This window comes from Rhizobium sp. A37_96 (genome assembly GCF_053521765.1).
The window spans coordinates 396,335-419,029 of sequence record NZ_JBNWDS010000003.1 but is presented as its reverse complement, the minus strand read 5'-3'; the positions used below and the strand labels follow the sequence as shown (position 1 = coordinate 419,029).

The window sequence follows — 22,695 nt, the reverse complement described above, 5'->3', positions numbered from 1 at the left end:
TCCCTTCAAAGGTATTGCCAGACGCCATCCTGGCGCCCCGAGGTGGTTCCGCTTAGCGGCATACCCCAGATATGGCAGCTTCTCGGTTACAGTCCGGTAAAGGCACGATCATATTGCCCGCTGTATTTACAGGTGGTGGCGACGGCACCATCGATGTCGGTCCGCCGGCGCCATTCGTCTGTGAGGAATCGCTCTGTCCATCCGGCAGCGGTACACGCGGGCCGATCATCGGCGGCAGGGTAGGCTGAATCTGCGGCTGGGGTTGTATCACGGCCGGCCTGCGGATGATTGCCGGCCGGGTTGCGGCCGGTCGGTTCTGGTATCCGATGTCGATCGGAGCGGTGCGATAAGGCGTTGCGTCGGGATAGACCATCTCGCCGGGCTTGCCGAGCACGGCGTCGGCGCTGCGTGGTCCGCCGAAAGGGTTCAACGCGGCACCGGCAAAGTGTCCGGCGATCGTATAGCCATAGACGGTGCCCAACAGCTGGCGCTCCGTCGCACGGGCATCGCAGAGCCGTATGCGAACCTGAACCATGCCGAAATTGCGTTGCTCCTGCGACGGAGCGAAGCCGGCCTTCACCTGCTGCCATGCATAGAGGCAGGTGTCGCCCGTCCTGCTCTGGCCGGACGCGTAACCGAACGGGCCGTAGCTGTTCTGAACGAGAACTGCGGAGCGGGCGAGCCTTACGCCGGGTACCGCGGCGGCCATTTCACGGGCAATCGCACCCTCGCTGATCGTGTTGAAGGGCCTGCTCCCAAGCCCGGGATTCGAGCCGGTTATGCCGAGAAACTGCACCTTGAGGAAATTCTGACCGGGAACCGAAGAGGAGGTGAACAGCGAAATCGTCTGCTCCACATCCTTGGCATGCTTGCGCTCGACGATATTGACGATCGCCGGGCCGCCGGGCGGCGGGAAAGCCAACGCCTTGTCGCTGGAGACGGTTTCCACGCCGATCGACTGATGCACCTGGCCGGTTGTCGTGCAACCCGTTCCGAGGCAAGCAAGGCCAATCAGCGCTATCGTTCTTATAGGGTGCATCTTTTGGGATCGCGACAATCGTTTGTGGTCACATTTATCGGCAAATTGCGCGCCGGTTCCGGGAATCAAGTCATTGTATTCGATATGGCGAATAAAGGTGATTATGGTTAACCAAGGGTTAACTTCAGGTCGTCGGCGTGCCGGAAGAGACCAAGAAACCATGCCGAACGCGGCCTGTCGCACTGATGGCGCGAAAAGCGAGACATGGTTGGCGGCCCGCAGGCGCCGGAGGCTGGATGGGCTGCCGATGCCGGAAAGCGCCCACGCGAAGGCAGGTGTTTCGGGGCGCAGAAAGGTCGCCGCTTCACCAAAGCGGGGCTTTTCTGCGGTTGCGAAATGAATATAGTGAGTTCGACCGGGCGTCGTGACACTCGGCCGCCTTCACATTGTCACCGGCCGCAAGGCGCGAAAGTTCTGCACCGTTATGCTGGCCTGGCTTGATCAGAAAACCGAAATCGTCGAACGCACCGATCCGTCATCACGATATTTCGAGCCGGCTCATGCCGCCTATTACAACGGAAAGCCCGGCCAGCCGCTAAAACTCATGCTGCAGGCGCGCAGCGACTTTCTGTCCATCTGGCGTCGGTCGGATTACCGCGAGCATGTGGCGGAATTCAAGCTGCTCGGCCGTCAGCTCATCATCGTCAATTCGCCGGATGCCGTCCGCTATGTGGTCGCCAAGCGCCACGAGAATTTCGAGCGCAAGACGCCGCAGATGCGCCGGGCGCTGGAATATCTGCTGGGAGACGGGCTGTTTATCTCTGACAAGGAGACGTGGAAGCAGCGCCGGCCACTGGTCTCCGACATCGTGCACAAAAACCGCGTGCCGGCTTTCGGTGCCATCATGCAGGATACGGCAAGCGAGCTTGCCGATCGCTGGCAAAGCCTCGGCGAGGGCGCCGAGGTCAATGCCCTGTTCGAGATGGCGGGATTGACGGCCGAGATCATCTCTCGCAGCGTCTTCGGCAACGATCTCGGCGAGGAAAGCGCCAACGCCGTGACGGAAGGTTTCGCCAGCTACCAGTCGTTGGTCGATTCCATCAATCTCGGCTATTTTCTCGGCTTCGACGAGGGGTTGCCGATCATCAAGACGCCGAGCTTGAGCCGGTCGGTCAAACGCATCCATCGCATCATCGATCAGGTGATCGAAGAGCATCTGGCCGGCAAGGGCGATAACAGTTCGATGGTCGAGCTGCTGATCCGCCGGCAGCAGCGCAATCCCGAGCTGAAACTCGATGTCGTGGCGTTGCGAAACGAGGCGGCCACGATCTTCATGGCTGGCCATGAGACCACGGCCGCGACGCTCACATGGGCCTGGTATCTGCTCGCCGGTGCGCCCTGGGTGGAGGCGGCAATTCATGCGGAAATCGAGGCCGTCTGCGGCGACCGGGTTCCGTCGATCGACGACGTTCCGGCTCTTGACTGGTGCCGGGCGGTCATCGAGGAGACCTTGCGCCTTTATCCGCCTGTGCCGATTCTGGCGCGGCAGGCGGCCGAGGCCGACGAAATCGGCGGCGTGAAGGTGCGCAAGGCAGCGCTCGTCATGATCGTGCCATGGATCCTGCATCGCACGGAGACGCTGTTTGCCGAGCCGCACCGCTTTCACCCGGAGCGCTTCCTGGGCGCGGCGCGGCCGACGCCCTACAGTTACATTCCCTTCGCCGCCGGTCCGCGCGTATGCCCCGGTCTGCAATTCGGTCTTACCGAGGCGATCCTCTGCCTGGCGATCCTTGCCCAGCGTTTTCGGGTGCGCATCAGGGAAGGGCACAAGGTCCAGCCGCAGTGTCGCCTGACGTTGCGCCCGCGCGACGGCATGCCCGTGACGCTCCACAGGCGCCGGGGATGACGATGAAGGACGAGACCGGCAGGACGGTTGCCGCCGGCAAGCGCAAGGCCTGGACCTATGAACCGCCGAGGCCACCTCCGTTCGCCGATTTTCTGGCGGGCGGCGCCCGGCGCAAGGCGTTCCTGCGCTATTGGCTCCATGAAAATATCGATAACGCCGCCGATCTGTTCTTCTATTTCGCCTTCATGCTCCTGCCGGCCAGGGTCTGTTCCGCGCTTGGCGGCTGGCTCGGGCGGTTCCTGGCGCCGCGCTTCCATAAAGGAGCTTACGTACGCGCTGCAGCCAACCTGAGGATGATAAGGCCGGAACTCGCAGATGCCGAGCTTGAGAGGCTGCTGGATGCCTATGCCGATTCCCAGGGCCGGCAGATGGCGGAATATTCCGTGGTGCCCAGATTGGCGCGCCGCCATGTGCGCAAGATCGGCCTTGGGGAATTGGTCGAGCGCTGTTCCGAAGGCCCGGTCATCTTCATCGCGCCGCATGTCAGCAACTGGGAGGTGCTCTGGCATTGCCTTCTCGACATGGGGCTCGCCGTCACCATGAACTACGACCCGCCGAAACGCCGCTCGCGCCACTATATCGTCAACCGCTTGCGCAAGGGGGCTGGCCTTGGCATCCTGAAACCGGGGCGCAGCTTCGTGCGCCCCGCTCTGCGGATCCTCGAAGATGGCGGCAACCTGCTGATGTTCTGCGACGAGGGCTTCAACGGCCACATCCGAGCGCCCTTCTTCGGCCGGCCGCCGCATCTTGAAGGCAACTACGCGCTCATCGCGCGCATGGCGCGGAAGACGAATGCGCTGATATATCCGCTTTATATTGTTCGGGAGGCGCAAGCGAGTTTTGCGCTCCACGGCGTCGAGCCATTCAGGCTGCCTGCGAAGGACGAGGTTCGAGAGCAGCTGATCGAGGACGTGCAGTTGCTGAATGCAGTAATCGAACCAATGGTGCGTAACTATCCGGAACAATGGTATTTTATCGACAATCGGATGCCGAATGTCGGTCGCGCGTGATCAACATGATGCCTTCATCTTGTCGGATGAAGGCATCACGGCATGCACTACGCTATTCAGGACAGGCTTGGCTCAGATCTCCAGAATAGCCTTGATGACCCCAGCTTCCGGCTTCAGCCATTCCTTGAAAAGTGCTGGCCCCTCCTGAAGCGGACCGCGATGGGTATTCAATGCTGCCGTCGGCACCCGGCCATTTTCCATCTGCCTCACGACCTCCGCAAAATCGTCCGGCTGAGCGTTGCGGCTGGCGAAGAGGGTCGTTTCGCGCTTGTGGAACTCCGGATCGGAGAAGGTGATGTCGTCGCGCACCACACCGACGAGAACGTAACGGCCGCCATGGGCGACGAAGCCGAAACTGCGTTGCATCGCTTTGGCGTTGCCGGTTGCGTCGATGACGACGTCGAAGAAATCGCCGCCGGTCAGGTGCTTCGCATGGGCCTCAGCGTCGTCGTTGGCGAGCATCGTCCGGTCGGCGCCGAGCGAGGCGACCGTGAATTCCAATCTGTCCTCGCGCATATCCATCACGGTGACGTCTGCGCCGCGCGCCTTGGCGAAGATGACGGCGGACATGCCGATCGGGCCGGAGCCGACGACAAGGACGCGATCTGTGGCGGCAATACCGCCGCGCTTGACGCCGTGTGCGCCGATCGCCAGGAATTCGATCATCGCGGCTTCTTCCAGCGAAGCCTTGCCGGCCGAAATGACGTTTTGTTCCGGCAGGCAGACGAACTCCGTCATGCCGCCGTCGCGATGCACGCCGAGTACGGAAAGGCTTTGGCAGGCATTGGTGACGCCGCGCCGGCAGGCAACGCATTTGCCGCAGGCAAGATAGGGAACGATATAGACGTTTTCTCCCGCCTTGAGACGGCTTGAACCGTTTGCATCCTCGACCGTGCCGGACAGCTCGTGCCCCATGACGCGCGGATACTCGAGAAAGGGATGCTTGCCCTGATAGATGTGAAAATCAGTGCCGCAGACGCCGATGCGTCTGATGCGCACCAGTACCTCGCCCGCGGCGGGGGTCGGGACATCGCGCTCGATCAGGGAGAGACGGCCGGGTTCGTCACAGATCAGTGTTCTCATGGTGATGCGCTCTCGAAAGGCCGGAGATGCCGGCCGTTTGCGTTAAAAATAGGTGTGCGGCCGACGCCGCGAAGCAAGGAGCATCGGCCGTTCCGGCCCCTCCTTGCCAATCCATCTGCTCCAGCCTCGGCTCGAAACTCGTTCAACGACGGTCATGGCGCAGTTTCCATCATGGGATAGCGAGCCGCGATTGCTCTCAGCACCGGCGCGCGCGAAGCACCGCCGGCCTTATCCGCCCAGTCCAGGAAAGCATGGATGCGTCGGCCGACTTTCTCACGATGATGCTGACTGATATCGGCGATGCGATGATTGAGAAATGGATTGAGGAAGCGGTCGAGCGTGGTCGTAACATAGGTCCTCGCCTCGTCGCCCATGCCATTTGCGGCAAAGCCCGGCAGCACTTCGCTTTGATAGAGCGCGTTCAGCCTTGCTCGAATGTCGCTGTCGGCCAATATGGCGCGCACCGTTTCGTCCGCCGGGCGGTCTTCACGCTGCCAGATTTCGGCAAGGAAGGTATGGCCGAGATTGAGAATGTGCAGCTTCAGGCGCTCGTAAGGCTCGAGATCGTCTGTCAGCACGATATTTGGGTGGCTGCAGGGTGGCCGCACGCCCGGAGCCCGCTTGATCGCCCATAGCGCATAAGGTTCCGCAACGGCGCCGATCGGCTCGATCGCTTCCGAGACGATGCGGTCGACCAGCGTCTCGGCGAAAGCGACATGCTCGTCGAGCCAGGCATGGAACCCCGCCGGCTCGGCGTTGCGCCTGGCGCATTCGACGACCACCTGTTTCAGGATGCGGCCGTTACCCGTCATCAATTCGCAGGGAAGGATGACCAACGGGCGGCCGGATGCCTGCCAGCGCTTGACGAGGAGGGCGGCAAGCTTCGCGGGGAATGATCGCGGAACTCGGTCATCCAGGCCAAAGCCGTCTTCCTCGGGACAGGTCCTGTATCCGGTTTCGCCGGTGTTGGAGATGACGAACTCGGCATCTTCGGCAAAGATCGTCGACAGCTCAGCCCAGTGTTCGACGGCGGACAGACCGCGATCGACACTAGTGACCTGCACGGTGCGGTCGATGGGCTGCCCGTCCGCAATGCCGCGGATGATGACCGGATAGCCGTCCGGATTGGCAAAGGCACCGACGCGTCCGCTGCGGCTGCTGGCGCCCGAAACCTGGACGACGGTGATAGGACCGACATCCTGGCCCGCTTGCCGCGCCTCGTGCACGAAGAATGCCGCATGTGCCTGCAGAAATCGGCTGGTGCCGAACTGGATGATCCGCGAGCTCACGCCAAACTCCTCATGCCTTCGATGCCGGTAGGCATGGCTGCTGGGTTGATGTGACATGCAGACACGCAGCTTTCCTCCCGATATCTGTTTTTTATCTATAGAAAACAGTTAAGCGCCCAGAGGTCAAATGTTTTTTATCCGAATAATCAGACGCGGCGATGTGTCTTTCAGGGATGTCGCATGATTGAAGCGCGATCGGCCGGCCGGTGTTTCTTGAGGGGAGGCGATAATTTAAGGCGCCATGCTGCTTTTCATAAATATCACAACAAAATGTCATAAAAAGTGTGATTTTGTAATTTTTATTTGTTATGAAATGCAATGATGATGCGCCTGCATCTGGCCTCAGGTTTTTGAGGAAAGCTGGCGACCGGCGGCAAGCATCCTGTTTTATGGCGCCGCTTGAAACGGACGGCATCATCCGCGCGATCACAGAGACACATCACGACCCCGGAGAGAGTTGAATGGCACGTATTACCTTAAGGCAACTGCTCGATCACGCCGCCGAGAACGGCTATGGCGTGCCTGCTTTCAATATCAACAACATGGAGCAAGCGCTTGCCATCATGGAGGCGGCCGATGCGGTCGGCGCCCCGGTGATCATGCAGGCCTCCAGGGGCGCCCGGGCCTATGCCAATGACATCATGCTGAAGCACATGATGGACGCCGTCGTCGAGATCTATCCGCATATTCCCGTCTGCGTGCATCTGGACCATGGCAACGACCCGTCGAGCTGCATGACGGCAATCCAGGCCGGCTTCACGTCGGTCATGATGGACGGCTCGCTCAAGGCGGACGCAAAGACGCCGGCCGACTGGGATTATAATGTCGTCGTGACGAAGACGGTCACCGACATGGCTCATCTCGGCGGTATTTCCGTCGAAGGCGAGCTTGGCGTGCTGGGCTCGCTGGAAACCGGCATGGGCGAGGCCGAGGACGGTCATGGCGCGGAAGGCAAGCTCTCTCATGACCAGTTGCTCACCAACCCGGACGAGGCGGTCAAGTTCGTACGCGAAACCAAGGTCGATGCGCTGGCGATCGCCATGGGCACCTCGCACGGCGCCTACAAGTTCACGCGCAAGCCGGACGGCTCGGTGCTGGCGATGAACGTGATCGAGGAGATCCACCGCAAGTTGCCCAATACACATCTTGTCATGCACGGCTCTTCCTCGGTTCCCGAAGAGCTGCAGGACATCATCAACAAATATGGCGGGCAGATGAAGCCGACCTGGGGCGTGCCGGTCGATGAAATTCAGCGTGGCATCAAGAATGGCGTGCGCAAGATCAATATCGACACGGATGGCCGCATGGCGATGACGGGCCAGATCCGCCGCGTGCTGCAGGAGGACCCGAGCGAGTTCGATCCCCGCAAATATATGAAGCCCGCCATGGCTGCGCTGACGAAGCTCTGCAAGGAACGCTTCGAGCAGTTCGGCACGGCCGGGCACGCCTCGCGCATCCGGCCGCTGACCGTCACCGAGATGGCCAAGCGTTACACGTCCGGGTCGCTCGACCCTGCTTTTTCCTGAGCCAGGGGATCAGCGTGACGCCGGGCTTGCTGCCCGGCGCAGGCTTTCTTCGGTCAATGTCTGACCATGAAACTTCGACAGCGACACAACGACATCGTCGATTTCTTTGGCCAGTCGCTGCCCGTCCCACTGCAGGGCTGCCGCCGCGATCGCGCCGATTTCGCGCAAGCCCTGGATCGTCAAAAGGCCCTCGATCGCCATGGTCGTCCGACGGAAGACGATATCGGACAGATGCACGACCAGTTCCTGCCGCGCGATCCAATCGATTTCAAGCGCGCTATGGCGCTGCGCGCCGCTGATGCGCTGGCTGTCGCTATAACTGGAGCGATGCGCAAGGATGGCCGCAGCCGTCGTGCCGTATCGGCTTAACAGCTCGTCCGCTCTGCTTGCCTCCACGCCGGTTTTTGCGGCGACCGATCGGATCCAGCTTGCGCGCTCCTTGGAATCGAGCGGGAAATCCCGGCCGCCGCCGATGGCGAGCCTCTCGGTGGAGGTTTTGCGCGCGCGCTGCAGGCGTGTAAGGACCGTATCGGCCACTTCCTCGGCGAAGCCTCGGAACGTGGTCCATTTGCCGCCGACCAATGAGACGATCGGGAAGGGACGCCCGGCCTGCGGCTCGAAGACGGGCGCGGAGTGATCGCGGCTGATCAGGCCCGGCGACGATGCATCCGAGGCGGGCAGGGGGCGAATGCCGCTATAGCTGTAGGTTACCTGGTCGCGATCGAAACGGAGGCCGGGCAGAAGCGACCGCACGCTGTCGAGAAAATAATCGATCTCGGGCTCTTCGCAGCGAACATTGTCCGGATCGTCGCAGGGAATATCGGTCGAGCCGACCAGCGCCTGGCCCAGATAGCCATAGACCAGGCAGATGCGGCCATCATCGGCTTCAAAATAGATCATGTGGCCGTTCAGGCTGCGCACCAGTTCGGGGTGGTCCAGCAGGATATGCGATCCCTTGGTGCCGCCGATCAGATGAGCCGGCGCGCCGAGAGCGGCGTTGACATGATCGATCCAGGGACCGGCGGCGTTCACCACCAGCTTCGGCTTGACCGAGAAGGCATAGCCATCCGCGCGCTGAAAGGTAAGCACGCCATCGGCTGCGGATACGAGCGTGGTGACGTTTGCCGCCAGCGCGCCCTTGTTGGCTGCCAGCCCATCGTTGACCAGCTCATAGACGAGCCGCTCCGGCCGGCTGATCTTGGCGTCGTAATAGATGCCGCCGGCGACGATCTGCGGCGTCACATGCGGCATTTCCTTGAGCGCGCGGCCTTTCAACAGGAATCTGTGGCGCGGCATGACGCGGTTGCGCGAACCGAAGAAGTCGTAGAGCGCAAGTCCGATCTTGATGAGCACCGCGCCGCGGCTGCGGGGAGCGGTCGTCGATCCGAGAAGCGTGCGAAGGGCTGCCGGTATGCCGCGCATCCAGGAGAAAATCGGCACGAAAGTGGGCAATGCCTCGACGCAATGCGGCGCGTTCCTCAACAGCAGGTTCCGCTCCAGCGCTGATTGGGCGACCAGCCGGAACTCGCCGGTTTCCAGATATTTCAGGCCGCCGTGGATCAATCGCGATGGCGCGGCACTCGTGCCCGAGCCGAAATCGGATTTGTCGACGATCAGGCAGTTGACGCCTTGTACGGAGAGATCGCGAAACAGTCCGGCACCGTTGACCCCGGCGCCGAGGATGACGACGTCGACATCTCCATCTTGAAGTTGCGAAAAGCGTTGTTTCAGATCGGCGGCCATATCGGTCATAACATCATCGTCCTGCTGAACTGCCGCGACAACAGCCTGTCGGCGCGGCGCATTGGCGGTCTAGTCTTGGGAGTGTTGATTTGCGAGATCGCCGATCCGCGGCCAGAGTGGCGTCATCGCTTCGGCAATGTCGCGGAAGAGCTGGTAGCGGATGCGATATTCGGCGTTGCGGGCGGGATCCGGTTCATAGGTCGTGGCGATTTTGCCGACATCGCGCGGATCGTTCTGAGGACCCGCATAGACGCCGATACCGGCACCGGCGCAAAGCGCGGCCCCCCAGGCCGCAGCCTCGTCGGTCTCGGTCACGGTAACAGGCATGCCGAGCACGTCGGCAAACATCTGAACGACGATCGGATTGCGCGACACGCCGCCTGCCAAACGTGCTCGATCGAAGGAAAAACCGTCACTTAGGGCGTCAATGTGAATCTTGTGGTTGAAGGCGATGCCTTCAAGGACGGCACGCAACATGTCGCCACGATCATGCCAGCCGCCAAGCCCGAAGAAGCTGGCGCTTGCCTCGGCGCCATAGGGCGAGCCGAACAGGTAGGGATGGAACAGCGCGCTCGACGGACGGGCGAAGGCCGCCTCGATCTCGGGGGCCAGCAAGGCGTGGATCGACTGGCCGGCAGCTTCGGCGTTTGCAATTTCCCTGGCGCAGAGCTTGTCCAGGAACCACTCGTAATTCGCCGACGATGCCGGCGAGATCGACATGTTGTTCCACTGGCCCGGCGCAATCGCATTGCGGCAGAACCAGCGGCCATCGACCCGCGGCTCGGAGGAGAGCGTTTCGTTGATCGAATAGGTGCCGGCGATCACGGCAACGACGCCTTCGGCATAGCCACCGGCTCCGAGCGCGGACGCGGTCACGTCGTGCAGTCCGGCAACGACCGGCGTGCCTTCGGCGAGCCCCGTCCGCTTCGCCACGGCTTCCGTCACATGGCCGACCACTTCGTCAGACCGGGAGACTGGCGGCAGTGCGCCAGTCAGTTCGCCGACGTTGAAGAGCGTCAATGCGTCCGGCGAATAGTTCTGCGTCGAGACATTGGTGAAGGAGGTGCTGGCCTCGGTCCGATCCGTTCCGGCGACATCCGTCAGGCAGAAGCGCAGCCAGTCCTTGCAGCTCAGGATGTGGCCGATCTGAGCATAGCGCTCGGGCTCCTTGGCCTTGATCCAGGCGAGCAGCGCCGATGGAGCCGAGACATGCGGCAACTGCCCGGTCAGCGACAGGGCTTTGTCGGCAAGCGGGCTCTTCAGCCATTGTTCGACGATCGATCCGGCGCGGCTGTCGAGCGAAAGGATGGCGCGTCCAAGCGGCTTTTTTGCCTTGTCGAGCAGATAGATGCCATCGCCATGCGCAGTCGCCGCAATGGCCTGGATGTCGCTGGCGGGACGGTTGCTGAGCTTGATCGCCTCGGCAATGGCGTCGGCGGTCCGGGTCCAGAGTTCGTCCATGTCGCGCTCGACATGGCGAGCCTTCGGCATGAACTGGGTCACGCGACGGCGCGCGACGGCAAGCGGCGTTCCATCGATGTCGAAGATGACGGCTTTGGTAACGGTCAGACCGCTGTCAATTCCGAGCAGACTCGGCATTCTCATTACTCCTGATGGTGAGGAACGTGACGGACGCCCGAGCCTGGGCCAATCGTCAGGATCGTTCCTTGTCGCCCTTGGCGACAACCACATTGATATTCTTGTTCCGCATTCGCTCCAGATGAGCGGCAGGCGTCTTCTCGTCGACGATGACGACATCGAATTCGCTCAGATGCGCGAAACTGTGGAGTGCGCGCCGCTCGAATTTCGTATGATCGGTGAGCAGGATGCGCTTGGCCGCACTGTCGAACATCGCCCGCTTGATATCGACGATCTCGGGCGACTGATGGAACACGACGTCATCTATGATGGCCGACATCGAGATGAACGCAACGTCGGCGCGCAAGCGGTTGATTTCGTTGATCGTCATACGCCCCATGAAGGCGTTGCACCAATTGTAGTATTGGCCGCCGAGCGCCAGAAGCGTTACGTCATGCATATCCTTCAGCGCGTTCATCAGCGTCAGCGAATTGGTGATCGCGGTGAGCGGAACCTTGGCCGGCAGATGCGAGGCCATTTGCAGGACGGTGGTGGAATCGTCGAGGAAGATGGCCTGACCGGGCTCGATGAACTGCATTGCAGCAGCGGCGATCATCTTCTTTTCGCTCGCCTGGCGGTTGGCGCGATAGACGTCGCTCGATTCAATCAGGCTCGTCGCCGCGGCGGAAACGATGCCGCGCGTTTTCCGGAACAGGCCACGGCTGACCAATTCGTCGACGTCGCGATGCGCCGTCATCAGGCTGATGCCGAAACGATCGGTCAAATCCTCGATGCGCATGGAGCCTTCGGCCATCACGGCTTCGGCGATCATCTGCCGCCGGGCGAGCTGGCGGGAATGCCGGCTGTCGCTCGGCAGTTCGTCTTGCAGGAAGGATACGGGGCTTGTCTTGTCTGTCACCTTGGCCTCTGACGCTGAGCCTTGCGGATACTAACGCGCTACAGCGAACGCCATGCTATGTGAAAAGAGTATAAAGAACAATTCTCTACCAGGATTTCTGCAAGTACGGTCTGATCTTCCGCCAGGAATGGTCGATAGCGGTCGAACGATGGGGACGCCGGTGTCCGGCGCCCCCGATATCGTTACTCGGACAGAACGAACGGCGCGGTGTACTTGTCGACATTGTCCTTGGTGATCAGGATGCAATCGAAAAGCTGCTTTTCGCTCGTAGCGCCGGTCTTGCCGGTCTTGATGAAGCTGTCAGCCTGCTTGACGGCTTCTTCCGAGAAGACGGCAACCGGCTGGAGAACCGTGTACTGCAGTTCACCGGCCTTGATGGCGGCGACAGCGTCCGGCGAACCGTCGAAGCCGCCGACCTTGACGTTGGCGAGCTTGCCGGCTTCCTTGAGAGCGGCAATCGCGCCGAGCGCCATTTCGTCATTGCCGGAGATCACGCCGGTAATGTCCGGATGGGCCTGCAGGATGGACTGCATCTTGTTGTGGCCCTGGGTGCGATCCCAGTTGGCAACTTCCTTGGCAACCTTCTGCAGGTCCGGGTACTGGGTCAGAACCGTTTCATAGCCGTTCGAACGCGTTGCGGCGTTGTTGTCGGACGGTGCGCCGAAGAGTTCGGCATACTTGCCCTTGTCGCCAACGGCTTCGACCCACTGTTGAGCACCGATTGCGGCGCCCTGGGCGTTGTTGGAGACGAGCTGCGCCTTGGCGAGGCCTTCCTGGTTGATTTCAGCATTGACCAGGAACACCGGAATACCGGCGGCAACGGCCTTCTTGACCGCACCGACGGAACCGTCGGCGTTGGCCGGATCGAGGATGATGGCGACCGACTTGTTGGTGATGGCCGTGTCGATCAGATTGCTCTCGGTGTTGGTATCGCCCTTGTGGGCGCCGACCGTTGCCGTGTAGCCGAGCTTTTCGGCGGCAGCCTTGGCGACATTGCCTTCCGTCAGCCAGTAGGGGTTCGACGGGTCGTTGACGATGATCGTCATCTGGCCGGCGGCCCAAGCTGCTCCTGTCAGAAGCGGTGCGACTGCAACCGCTGCCATGACGATGCGCAAACCTTTTTTGAACATTAGTCTCTCTCCCTTTTGATGAGCTCTGATGATACCGGCGAACCGGCGGTGCTTTCTCCGATCGGCGATTTTCACCGATCGGTGACAAGTTCGAATATCGAGCGTCAGCCGGACTTGGTCCGGCGTCCGTACTGGATGCTGTTCATGAGCACGGCGAGCACGATGACCGCGCCGGTAAAGACCGTCTGCCAGTAGGCCGACACGCCGATGATGACGAGGCCGTCCGACAGAAAGCCGATGACGAAGGCGCCGAGCATGGTGCCGCGCACCGTGCCGCGGCCGCCCGTCAGAGCAGCACCACCGATGACGACGGCGGCGATCGCCGTCAGCTCGTAAGTGGTGCCGGCGGTCGGGCCGGCCGAAGTCAGCTGCGACGACAGGACCAGGCCGGCGATGGCGGCGCAAACGCCCGACAGGACGTAGACGATGATCTTGACATGCTTGACCGGAACACCGGAAAGATCGGCGGCGCGCTCGTTGCCACCCGATGCATAGAGCCATCGGCCAAAGGCGGTGCGGCTGAGAACGAGGCCGCAGATGATGGCGAGCACGGCAAGCACGATGACGCCGATCGGGATGCCGGCGAGGCGGTTGAAACCGAGCCAGTCAAAGCCGGTATTGCCGAGTTCCGGGCGGCCGCCGAGATTGTTGTAGGTAAGGCCGTTGGTCATCAGCAACGCGATGCCGCGCGCGACATAGAGCACGCCGAGCGAGGCGACGAAGGCCGGAACACGCAAGTAAGCGATGAGAACGCCGTTGACGGCGCCCACGACCGCACCAAGCGCGCACGTCAGGATGACGACGGCCCAGACCGGCGGATAGAGAATGACGCCGAAGCTCGAAAGCGTGACGCCCTGCATCAGGAAACCGGCGATACAGCCGGCAAGACCGAGCGTCGACCCGACCGAGAGGTCGATACCGCCGTTGAGGATGACCAGCAGCATGCCAATGGCAAGAATGCCGAAGATGGCGACATGCGAGGCCATGGTCAGGAAGTTGCCGAGCGTGAAGTAATAAGGCGACAGGAAGGAGAAGACCGCGATGATGACGATCAGCGCGAAGAAGGCGCGTCCTTCCAGGATCAGCCGCACGAGATTGACGTTCCGCCGCTGTCCGTTCGAAACTGGTTTCTTTTCTGTGATGTTCGTGACTGACATAATCAGTGCTCCATGAATGCGGCTAGTGCGCGACCACTGCTTCGCCGGAGGCGGCCATGATCTTTTCCTTGGTGACGTCAGGACCGAATTCGGCAGAGATCTTGCCGCGGTGCATGACGATGATGCGATGGGCGATGCTCAGGCATTCGGCGACTTCCGATGTCGAATAGATCACCGCCAGGCCTTCCTTGGCGCGCTCGGCGAGCAGCTTGAAGACTTCGGCCTTGGCCCCGATATCGATGCCGCGGCTCGGCTCGTCGAGCAGGATCACGCGTGGTTCCGTCGCCAGCATCTTGCCGATGACGACCTTCTGCTGATTGCCGCCGGAGAGCGATCCGATCGGCGCTTCGCCGCCATCGGTCTTGATATGAACCTTGCGGATCGAGTCGTTCACCAGCGCCCGCTCACGACCGCCTGACGTGAAAAGACCCTTGGTAAAGGCGCCGATGCTGGCAAGCGACAGGTTCGACCCGACCGTCATCGTCTGGACCAGGCCATCGCGTTGCCGGTCTTCCGGCACCAGAACCAGCCCCTGGGCGATGCGGCCGGCGATGCTGAGGCCGCCGACGTCGGTATTGCCCAGAAGCACGCGGCCGCCGCTCGATTTCAGGCGCCCAGCCACGCATTCGAGCAATTCGGTGCGGCCCGCGCCCATGAGCCCGTAGATGCAGACGATTTCGCCGGCGCGGACCTGGAGCGACATGCGGTCAACCGCATTGTAGGCAGCACCCGATGGGCCGGGAACGGTGAGGTTGTCGATCGTCAGTGCGACCTCGCCCATCTTGTGGCCGGTCGGAGGACTGCCGAGATCGAAATTGTCGCCGACCATGTTGCGCACGATCCATTCGAGATCGATGTCCTTGCGCTCGGCATAGGCTGTCATGTTGCCGTCGCGCAGCACGACGGCATGATTGGTGATCTGCAGCGCTTCTTCCAGGTGGTGCGAGATATAGACGATCGAGACGCCGCGATTCGTCAGATCGCGGATGACCTTGAACAGAACTTCGACCTCGGTCGCGCTCAGCGCCGATGTCGGCTCGTCCATGATCAGGATGCGCGAATTGACGGAAAGGGCGCGCGCGATTTCTACGATCTGTTGCTGTCCGAGACGCAGATCCTCGACGGGGGTCAGCGGATCGATGTGCTCTTCCAGCTCCTCCATCAATATGCGGGTCTGACGCTCTTCCTCGGCGAAATCGACCACGCCGCCCTTCATGAGTTCGCGGCCCATGAAGATGTTGTCGCGGACGCTGAGATTGGGCGCGAGGCTTAATTCCTGATGGATGATGGAGATGCCGCAGGAGCGTGCGTGCGTCGAAGAGGCAAAGGTGATCGGACTGCCGTCGAGGATGATGTCTCCCGATGTCGGCTGGATGACGCCGGACAGGATCTTCATCAGCGTCGACTTGCCGGCGCCGTTTTCGCCGAAAAGCGTCGTCACTTCCCCGCGGCGGATATCGAAGTTGACACCCTTCAGCGCGTGGACGCTGCCATAGGCTTTGGCGACGTTGCGAGCGGCGAGGACAACTTCGCCCGTGGTTGCGCCGTTTAGCTCGAGCGCGCTCATTTCACGTCGACCTTTACCGGGGTTATGAGCCAGTTCTTCGGATTGATGAGCTTGAACACGCCGACAACCGTAGCCGTCTTGCCCGTCAGCTTTTCCGGATCGAGGCTCCCGAGGGTTGCTTTCTTCATCTCGTTGTTGATGGCGGAACCGGCATCCTGATATTCGATCTGGTTGGTGAACTGGCCGAATTGAATCGTGCCGGTCGCATCGCGTAGATCGGTACCGTTGACCGCGGGGCCGGTTTGCACCCGGACCGTGATCCCGTCCGGCATGCCATCGACCTTGAATTCGTTGAGATTGGCCTTGCGATCGCCGAACGTACCGGTCAGCGAGACGGGAAGGACGGGGCCGGTGGTGGTGGCGACGCCATATTTTTCGCCAGCCGCTTTCTTGTCGGCCAGAACGGCGGTGGCAAGCGTCACCGCATCGACGGCGCGCTTTTCGACATCTGCCTGCACCTTGGGGAATTCCTGTGCGCCGTAGCTTTCGGGCTGGAAGCCCTGCTCGCGCACATCGTGGGCCGAGCCGATCTTGACCACCTTGGTATCGGCGGCAATGGCGCCGATCACGATCACCACGGCGGCGACGCCCGCCACGATCTTGAACTTCGAGCCTGTCGGCTTGGCTGTTGCATATTGAGCTTGCGTATTCATGTTCAAACGACCTTCGGCATGTTTGCCGGATTGCCCGATGGAGAAATGGAGAACGGTTCCGCGCGTCCGCTTAGCTGAGGTCTTGCCCCTGCTTTTGGATCTGCCGGCGCTGCGCTCGGCTTCGGATCGCGCCGCTATCGGAAAGGAAATTCAACATCAGGAGCCTCCTCAGCGTGCGGATGGCTGTCTCCTCCAGCCGTCCATTCAGGTTCACAATCGCCCTGTCGATGCGACATTTGTGATAGAAGTATGTTAATAACTGCAATTCATATGTTATAAATTTTGGGGCCTGTCAACGGCGATTTCTTAGGATTTGTGTATCCACAGCTTCCAGGCACGTCAGCATTCCATTCTCAATATGTATCGAGGCCGCCATCTTGGCTGCTTGCATCCGGCAATTTCACAACGGCATCCGTTTGGTCTGCTTTGCATGAGGATATCTAGTTAATACATTGATATTCATGCGTAATAACAGAGAATCTATCGTGCATGCCGCGCAGGGATAGCGATTCTCCCTGATGGGCGCCATCTTTTGTTTCTGTTTCCCTCGTCGCGTGTTTAAGGCTTCTTCCCGTTGCGGTCGGGGAATTGACAGCAATCATTTTATATGAAAAAAATTACAACACCAGAAAAATATTACTGCAACTGTGATATCTCTATGTTATAAGATACTGAGCCGATCGCTGGATCGCCTCTGGCTTGGATCTGGTCGCGCGGTTGGTGTTGAATATGTGCCGGTGCGCCGTTCGCGCTTGCTTAGGCCGGATCGGCGTGCGGGAGCTGCGATGCGCGCGGGCTGGAACGGATTATACTCGCGGCTGCGTGGGGAGGAATGAAGATGTTCGTGATATATGCCGCAGCCCCTGTCGCAGGGGGAATGATGGCGAAGTGGCCGTGCAATGCCTAAGAGTGACGGGATCATCATCGGGATCGATGCGGGGACCTCCGTTTTGAAGGCTGTCGCCTTCGAATTGTCCGGAAAGCAGATCGCTTCCGCATCGGCGCGCAATCGTTATGAGACCGGCGAAGACGGTTCGGTCACGCAGTCGCTTGGGCAGACCTGGGCGGATTGCGTGAGCGCGTTGCGTGGTCTTGGAGCGAAGGTCGAGAACCTTGCTGCGCGCACGGCAGCGATAGCCGTTACCGGTCAGGGCGATGGAACCTGGCTCGTCGGCGCCGGCAATGTTCCGGTCGACGATGCCTGGCTTTGGCTCGACGCCCGCGCCGCATCGACGGTCACGCGTCTGAGCGCCATGGCGGGCAACCGCGCCCGTTTCGAGGCGACCGGCACTGGCCTGAACACCTGCCAGCAGGGCGCGCAGCTCGCTCATATGGACCGCTTCATGCCGGAGCTTCTGGATCGGGCGGAGACGGCGCTGCATTGTAAGGACTGGCTCTACCTGAACCTCACGGGCGTGCGTGCGACAGATCCGTCGGAAGCAAGCTTTACCTTCGGCAATTTCCGCGATCGCCAATATGATTCGGTCGTGATCGATGCGCTCGGTCTTGCGCGCCGGCGTTCGCTCCTGCCGGAAATCATCGATGGAACCGAGATCAGCCACCCGCTGACGGCCGCCGCCGCCGAGGCCGCCGGCCTGCTTGCCGGGACGCCGGTCTGTCTCGGTTATGTCGACATGGTCATGACAGCGCTCGGCGCCGGCGTGCGCACCGGCGGCCATAACGCAGCCTGCTCGACGATCGGATCGACGGGCGTGCATATGCGCGCCAAGGCGGTAGCCGACGTCCAGCTCAATAGCGAGGGGACGGGATATGTCATTGCCCTGCCGATCCCCGGGATCGTGACCCAGGTCCAGACCAATATGGGCGCGACGATCAATATCGACTGGATCCTGCGGATCGCCGCGGATCTGATGTCCGCGAGCGGCAGCAGGATTTCCTATTCGGATCTCATTCCGCGCATCGATGACTGGTTTGCCGAGGCGCGTCCGACGAACCTTCTCTATCACCCCTATATTTCCGAGGCCGGCGAGCGCGGTCCCTTCGTCAATGCGCATGCCCGTGCCGGCTTTACCGGACTTTCCACGCGGCACGGCTTTGCCGACATGTTGAGGGCCGTCGTCGAAGGCCTCGGCATGGCGACGCGCGATTGCTATGCGGCCATGGGCGACATGCCGTCCGAACTGCGCATTACCGGCGGTGCGGCCCGCTCGCGCGCGCTGCGCGGATCGCTTTCCGCCGCCGTCAACGCGCCGGTGCGGATTTCGGAGCGTGAAGAGGCGGGCGCCGCCGGTGTCGCGATGATGGCAGCTGTCGCCATCGGCGCCTATCAGGACATGGACAGCTGTATCGCCGATTGGGTGACGCCGCTGCTCGGAGAGGCCGAGGCGCCGAATGCGGAAAATGCCGAACGCTATGACCGCTTGTTCGACGCCTACAAGGACGTGCGGCAGGCGATCGCTCCCGCCTGGGACAAGCTGGCCCGGCCTTAGCCCTCAAACTGGCCGGAGAGCGAGCGCCGCCGGAGAAATTTGATTTGATGATGCCCAGTGCATCCGAAGGAGCATGACATGATGGAACCGGAAATCTTTGATCTTTTCGTGATCGGTGGAGGCATCAACGGTGCCGGCATCGCTCGCGACGCGGCCGGCCGGGGCCTTTCGGTGATGATGTGCGAGAAGGGCGACCTTGCGGAGGGAACGTCCTCGCGCTCCGGCAAGCTGGTGCATGGCGGTCTGCGCTATCTCGAATACTACGAATTCCGTCTGGTGCGCGAGGCTTTGATCGAGCGCGAGGTTCTCCTGAATTCGGCAAGCCACATCATCTGGCCGATGCGCTTTGTGCTGCCGCACAGCCCGACGGATCGTCCGGCCTGGCTCGTCCGCCTTGGGCTGTTCCTCTACGATCATCTCGGCGGCCGCAAGAAGCTGCCGGGCACGCGCTCGCTGGATCTTCATCGCGACCCGGAAGGCGCGCCGATTCTCGATCAGTATTCCAAGGGGTTTGAGTATTCCGACTGCTGGGTCGATGACGCCCGGCTCGTCGTCCTCAATGCGATCGATGCTTCGGCAAAAGGCGCGCGGATCCTGACGCGGACTGCGTGCGTCAGCGCCCGTCGCGATCAGGGAACCTGGGTCGTCCAGGTGCGCGACCAGCGCTCCGGCGAGGTACGGACCGTGCGCGCCCGGGTGCTGGTCAATGCGGCAGGGCCCTGGGTCAATGACATCATCGGCCGCGTCGTCGGCTCGAACAGCCAGCGCAGCGTCCGGCTCGTCAAGGGCAGTCACATCATCGTTCCGAAGTTCTGGAGCGGTCAGCAGGCCTATCTCGTCCAGAACCACGACAAGCGCGTCATCTTCATCAACCCGTATGAGGGCGATAAGGCGCTGATCGGCACGACCGACATTCCCTATGAAGGCAGGCCTGAAGAGGTGGCAGCCGACGAGAAGGAAATCGATTATCTGATCACGGCCGTCAATCGCTACTTCAAGGAGAAGCTGCGCCGCTCCGATGTGCTCGAAAGCTTCTCCGGCGTTCGCCCGCTGTTCGACGATGGCAAGGGCAATCCTTCGGCCGTCACGCGCGATTATGTGTTCGATCTCGACGAGACCGGCGGTGCGCCGCTCTTGAGCGTCTTTGGCGGCAAGATCACCACGTTCCGCAAGCTCTCCGAGCATGCGATGCAGCGGCTTGCCAAATTCTTCCCGAAGATGGGGGGCGACTGGACCCGCAGCGCCACTCTTCCCGGCGGCGAGATTCCGAATGCCGATTATGTCGCCTTTTCCGATGCGCTACGCTCGGCCTATCCCTGGATGCCGCGCGCGCTCGTGAACCACTACGGCCATCTCTATGGCGCGCGCACCAGCCAGATCGTTGGTGACGTCACCTCGCTGGCGGGGCTTGGCCGTCATTTCGGCGGCAATCTCTACGAGGCCGAAGTCCGCTATCTCGCGGCCTCTGAGTGGGCGCAGACGGCGGAAGACGTGCTGAAGCGCCGCACCAAGGAAGGCCTGCGCATGACGGCCGAAGAGAAGGCGGCTTTCTCTGCCTGGTTCGATGCCGAACTGGCGCTTGCCGCCTGAACGAACAGACCTTTGCCGGGAGACTGTAAATGCCCTTGACGCTTTCACTCAACACCAATCCGCTGGTGAACCGCTTTGCCGAGCCGGCCGATTTGATCGAGACCGTGGCGCGCGATCTGCGCATTCGCGACCTGCAGCTCACCCACGAGTTCATCAATCCGAGCTGGCAGGCGCCCGTGATCCGCCGGCTGACGCGGGATATGCAGGCAGCGCTGAAGCGTACCGGCGTTCGTGTGACATCAGGCATGACCGGTCCTTATGGCCGTCTCAACCATTTCGGCCATCCGGACAGGGATGTCCGGCGCTATTATGTCGACTGGTTCAAGACCTTTGCCGATATAACGGCCGATCTCGGCGGTCATTCCGTCGGCACGCAGTTCGCGATCTTCACCTACAAGGATTACGACGATCCGGTCCGGCGCGAGGAACTGATCGAGATCGCCATCGATTGCTGGGGCGAGGTGGCGGAGCACGCGCGCGCCGCCGGTCTCTCCTACATCTTCTGGGAGCCGATGAGCATCGGCCGCGAATTCGGCGAAACCATTCAGGCATGCGTAGCCTTGCAGGATCGGCTGACCAGGGCTCCGTTCGCCATACCGATGTGGATGATGGCCGATATCGATCATGGCGATGTCACCTCGTCCAATCCCGACGACTATGACCCCTATGCCTGGGCGCGTGCCGTGCCGAAGGTTTCGCCGATCATCCACATCAAGCAGAGCCTGATGGACAAGGGCGGCCATCGTCCCTTTACGGCGGAGTTTAACGCCAAGGGTCGGATCCAACCCGAACCGCTGCTGAAGGCATTTGCCGAAGGCGGTGCCAAGGACAATGAAATCTGCCTGGAGCTGTCGTTCAAGGAACGTGAACCCAACGATCGCCAGGTCATCTCGCAGATTGCCGAAAGTGTTGCCTTCTGGGCGCCTCATATCGACACGGGCGTCGGCGACTTGCATATCTAGCGGCTGGAGCGGCCGAGTCTGGAATCGTCAAGCTTCCACCTTCTCAAGAGCGAGGTGGAAGCTTGATCTGACGGCCGGAGAGAAAGCAGGCGAGGGGTTATGCGGAAAGAAAAGAAAGGGAACGGTCGATGACGGATGCGGATGCTTCGCTCGCCGTGCGGGCGGCCTGGTTGCACTATGCCGGCGGACTGACGCAGTCCGAGGTGGCAAAGCGTCTCGGCGTTCCCTCGGTCAAGGCACATAGGCTGATCGCGCGCGCGGTCGCCGAAGGCGTCGTCAAGGTAACGATCGACGGCGATATCGTCGAGTGCGTCGAACTTGAAACGGAGCTGGCGGCGCGGTTCGGCCTGCAATATTGTGAAGTCGCGCCCGATCTCGGCGAAGCGGGCTTCGAATTTCGCGCGTTGGGGCAGGCGGGCGCCGGCTTTCTGCGGCGGGAGATCGAGAGCGGCAACAACAAGGTCATCGGGCTTGGCCATGGGCGAACGCTTTCTTCCGCTGTTCATCACATGTCGCGCGTCAATGCCAAGGATTTGCGTTTCGTCTCGTTGCTCGGCGGTCTGACGAGAAACTACGCGGCCAACCCATATGACGTGATGCATCGTATTGCCGAAAAAACCGGAATGCAGTCGCATGTGATGCCGGTGCCTTTCTTTGCCAATACGCGGGAAGATCGGGACGTGCTGCTTGCCCAGCGTGGCGTGAAGGAAGTCTTCGATCTCGCAAATGGCGCCGATCTCAAGCTTGTCGGTCTCGGCACCGTGGATACCGACGCCCAGCTCGTTCTCTCGGGAATGGTCGAGCCGAAAGAGATCAGGGAAATTACGGCGGCAGGCGGCGTTGGTGAAATTCTCGGTCATTTTTTCGATGCCGATGGCAATATTCTGGAGACGACGCTGACGGCGCGCACGCTTTCGGCTTCGCTCCCGCGCAGCGAAAGCGAGCGGCTTGTGGCCCTTTCCGGCGGGTTGCCGAAGGTCGAGGCCATCCGCGCCGTTCTGAAGAGCCGCTGTCTCTACGGACTGATCACGGATGAGAAGACGGCACGGGTGCTGTTGAAAGCAGAAGCTTGATATCGCCGCATGAAAACATGAATCCATCTCAATATAACAAATGTTATGTTGAATTGTGAGATTTCGATGTTATATTCGTA

At 61.1% G+C, this 22,695-nt stretch carries 17 protein-coding genes; 7 read left to right on the top strand and 10 right to left on the bottom strand.

Annotated elements, in window-relative coordinates; genetic code table 11:
* Positions 1-52 precede the first annotated feature (52 nt).
* Positions 53-1,039 carry a cellulose biosynthesis protein BcsN gene (bcsN, locus tag ACQZ6J_RS13690; RefSeq protein ID WP_449084451.1) on the bottom strand — a complete coding sequence of 329 codons (987 nt, stop codon included), beginning with the start codon at positions 1,037-1,039 and terminating at the stop codon, positions 53-55.
* Positions 1,040-1,403: 364 nt separating this feature from the next.
* On the opposite strand from bcsN, the gene ACQZ6J_RS13685 reads away from it, so the two are divergent.
* Together ACQZ6J_RS13685 and ACQZ6J_RS13680 are read left to right on the top strand one after the other, a co-directional pair.
* On the top strand, positions 1,404-2,885 hold the full coding sequence (locus ACQZ6J_RS13685) for a cytochrome P450 (RefSeq protein ID WP_449084450.1): 1,482 nt from the start codon (positions 1,404-1,406) through the stop codon (positions 2,883-2,885).
* The gene (locus ACQZ6J_RS13680; protein WP_449084449.1) at positions 2,882-3,895 is read left to right on the top strand and encodes a lysophospholipid acyltransferase family protein; all 1,014 of its coding nucleotides are present in this window, start codon (positions 2,882-2,884) and stop codon (positions 3,893-3,895) included. Before ACQZ6J_RS13685 ends, ACQZ6J_RS13680 begins: the two co-directional genes overlap by 4 nt.
* 72 nt (positions 3,896-3,967) lie before the next feature.
* On the opposite strand, the gene ACQZ6J_RS13675 is transcribed toward ACQZ6J_RS13680, so the two are convergent.
* The gene (locus tag ACQZ6J_RS13675) at positions 3,968-4,978 is read right to left on the bottom strand and encodes a zinc-binding alcohol dehydrogenase family protein (protein ID WP_449084448.1); all 1,011 of its coding nucleotides are present in this window, start codon (positions 4,976-4,978) and stop codon (positions 3,968-3,970) included.
* A gap of 152 nt (positions 4,979-5,130) precedes the next feature.
* Positions 5,131-6,267 (bottom strand): mannitol dehydrogenase family protein, encoded by a 1,137-nt coding sequence (locus ACQZ6J_RS13670; protein WP_449084447.1) that lies wholly within the window; start codon positions 6,265-6,267, stop codon positions 5,131-5,133.
* Between the two features lie 461 nt (positions 6,268-6,728).
* Here ACQZ6J_RS13670 and fba point away from each other — a divergent pair, with 461 nt between their 5' ends.
* Positions 6,729-7,793 carry a class II fructose-bisphosphate aldolase gene (gene fba / locus ACQZ6J_RS13665; protein WP_449084446.1) on the top strand — a complete coding sequence of 355 codons (1,065 nt, stop codon included), beginning with the start codon at positions 6,729-6,731 and terminating at the stop codon, positions 7,791-7,793.
* 9 nt (positions 7,794-7,802) lie between these two features.
* Here fba and ACQZ6J_RS13660 read toward each other — a convergent pair whose 3' ends face one another.
* The 7 genes from ACQZ6J_RS13660 to ACQZ6J_RS13630 form a co-directional block, all read right to left on the bottom strand.
* Entirely contained in the window at positions 7,803-9,545 is a 1,743-nt protein-coding gene (locus tag ACQZ6J_RS13660; RefSeq protein ID WP_449084445.1) for a glycerol-3-phosphate dehydrogenase/oxidase, read from the bottom strand.
* A 60-nt stretch (positions 9,546-9,605) separates the two neighbouring features.
* The gene (locus tag ACQZ6J_RS13655; protein WP_449084444.1) at positions 9,606-11,135 is read right to left on the bottom strand and encodes an FGGY-family carbohydrate kinase; all 1,530 of its coding nucleotides are present in this window, start codon (positions 11,133-11,135) and stop codon (positions 9,606-9,608) included.
* Between the two features lie 55 nt (positions 11,136-11,190).
* Positions 11,191-11,946 carry a DeoR/GlpR family DNA-binding transcription regulator gene (locus tag ACQZ6J_RS13650; RefSeq protein ID WP_348643450.1) on the bottom strand — a complete coding sequence of 252 codons (756 nt, stop codon included), beginning with the start codon at positions 11,944-11,946 and terminating at the stop codon, positions 11,191-11,193.
* Between the two features lie 269 nt (positions 11,947-12,215).
* Positions 12,216-13,163 carry a D-ribose ABC transporter substrate-binding protein gene (locus tag ACQZ6J_RS13645; protein WP_163985190.1) on the bottom strand — a complete coding sequence of 316 codons (948 nt, stop codon included), beginning with the start codon at positions 13,161-13,163 and terminating at the stop codon, positions 12,216-12,218.
* 104 nt (positions 13,164-13,267) lie between these two features.
* The gene (locus ACQZ6J_RS13640; RefSeq protein ID WP_163985191.1) at positions 13,268-14,320 is read right to left on the bottom strand and encodes an ABC transporter permease; all 1,053 of its coding nucleotides are present in this window, start codon (positions 14,318-14,320) and stop codon (positions 13,268-13,270) included.
* A 22-nt stretch (positions 14,321-14,342) separates the two neighbouring features.
* A complete protein-coding gene (locus ACQZ6J_RS13635) occupies positions 14,343-15,887 on the bottom strand; it encodes a sugar ABC transporter ATP-binding protein (protein WP_449084443.1) in 1,545 nt (514 codons plus the stop codon).
* The gene (locus ACQZ6J_RS13630; protein ID WP_163985193.1) at positions 15,884-16,540 is read right to left on the bottom strand and encodes a DUF2291 domain-containing protein; all 657 of its coding nucleotides are present in this window, start codon (positions 16,538-16,540) and stop codon (positions 15,884-15,886) included. The genes ACQZ6J_RS13635 and ACQZ6J_RS13630 overlap by 4 nt, the downstream gene beginning before the upstream one ends.
* An 899-nt stretch (positions 16,541-17,439) precedes the next feature.
* Here ACQZ6J_RS13630 and ACQZ6J_RS13625 point away from each other — a divergent pair.
* The 4 genes from ACQZ6J_RS13625 to ACQZ6J_RS13610 all read left to right on the top strand — a co-directional run bounded on the left by ACQZ6J_RS13625 (position 17,440) and on the right by ACQZ6J_RS13610 (position 22,615).
* On the top strand, positions 17,440-18,990 hold the full coding sequence (locus tag ACQZ6J_RS13625) for an FGGY family carbohydrate kinase (protein ID WP_449084442.1): 1,551 nt from the start codon (positions 17,440-17,442) through the stop codon (positions 18,988-18,990).
* A 78-nt stretch (positions 18,991-19,068) separates the two neighbouring features.
* Complete coding sequence (locus tag ACQZ6J_RS13620; protein WP_163985195.1) at positions 19,069-20,580, top strand: glycerol-3-phosphate dehydrogenase; 1,512 nt, start codon at positions 19,069-19,071, stop codon at positions 20,578-20,580.
* Positions 20,581-20,609: 29 nt separating this feature from the next.
* On the top strand, positions 20,610-21,542 hold the full coding sequence (locus ACQZ6J_RS13615) for a sugar phosphate isomerase/epimerase family protein (protein ID WP_449084441.1): 933 nt from the start codon (positions 20,610-20,612) through the stop codon (positions 21,540-21,542).
* 128 nt (positions 21,543-21,670) lie between these two features.
* Positions 21,671-22,615, top strand: coding sequence for a sugar-binding transcriptional regulator (locus ACQZ6J_RS13610; protein WP_449084440.1), 945 nt, complete (start codon positions 21,671-21,673; stop codon positions 22,613-22,615).
* Positions 22,616-22,695 lie beyond the last annotated feature (80 nt).

Bases quoted from the DNA above. Each gene is read 5' to 3' on its own strand.
- bcsN (WP_449084451.1), bottom strand. From the start codon at position 1,039: ATGCACCCTATAAGAACGATAGCGCTGATTGGCCTTGCTTGCCTCGGA.
- ACQZ6J_RS13680 (WP_449084449.1), top strand. From the start codon at position 2,882: ATGACGATGAAGGACGAGACCGGCAGGACGGTTGCCGCCGGCAAGCGC.
- ACQZ6J_RS13675 (WP_449084448.1), bottom strand. From the start codon at position 4,978: ATGAGAACACTGATCTGTGACGAACCCGGCCGTCTCTCCCTGATCGAG.
- fba (WP_449084446.1), top strand. From the start codon at position 6,729: ATGGCACGTATTACCTTAAGGCAACTGCTCGATCACGCCGCCGAGAAC.
- ACQZ6J_RS13660 (WP_449084445.1), bottom strand. From the start codon at position 9,545: ATGACCGATATGGCCGCCGATCTGAAACAACGCTTTTCGCAACTTCAA.
- ACQZ6J_RS13655 (WP_449084444.1), bottom strand. From the start codon at position 11,135: ATGCCGAGTCTGCTCGGAATTGACAGCGGTCTGACCGTTACCAAAGCC.
- ACQZ6J_RS13650 (WP_348643450.1), bottom strand. From the start codon at position 11,946: ATGATCGCCGAAGCCGTGATGGCCGAAGGCTCCATGCGCATCGAGGAT.
- ACQZ6J_RS13645 (WP_163985190.1), bottom strand. From the start codon at position 13,163: ATGTTCAAAAAAGGTTTGCGCATCGTCATGGCAGCGGTTGCAGTCGCA.
- ACQZ6J_RS13640 (WP_163985191.1), bottom strand. From the start codon at position 14,320: ATGTCAGTCACGAACATCACAGAAAAGAAACCAGTTTCGAACGGACAG.
- ACQZ6J_RS13635 (WP_449084443.1), bottom strand. From the start codon at position 15,887: ATGAGCGCGCTCGAGCTAAACGGCGCAACCACGGGCGAAGTTGTCCTC.
- ACQZ6J_RS13630 (WP_163985193.1), bottom strand. From the start codon at position 16,540: ATGAATACGCAAGCTCAATATGCAACAGCCAAGCCGACAGGCTCGAAG.
- ACQZ6J_RS13625 (WP_449084442.1), top strand. From the start codon at position 17,440: ATGCCTAAGAGTGACGGGATCATCATCGGGATCGATGCGGGGACCTCC.
- ACQZ6J_RS13620 (WP_163985195.1), top strand. From the start codon at position 19,069: ATGATGGAACCGGAAATCTTTGATCTTTTCGTGATCGGTGGAGGCATC.
- ACQZ6J_RS13615 (WP_449084441.1), top strand. From the start codon at position 20,610: ATGCCCTTGACGCTTTCACTCAACACCAATCCGCTGGTGAACCGCTTT.
- ACQZ6J_RS13610 (WP_449084440.1), top strand. From the start codon at position 21,671: ATGACGGATGCGGATGCTTCGCTCGCCGTGCGGGCGGCCTGGTTGCAC.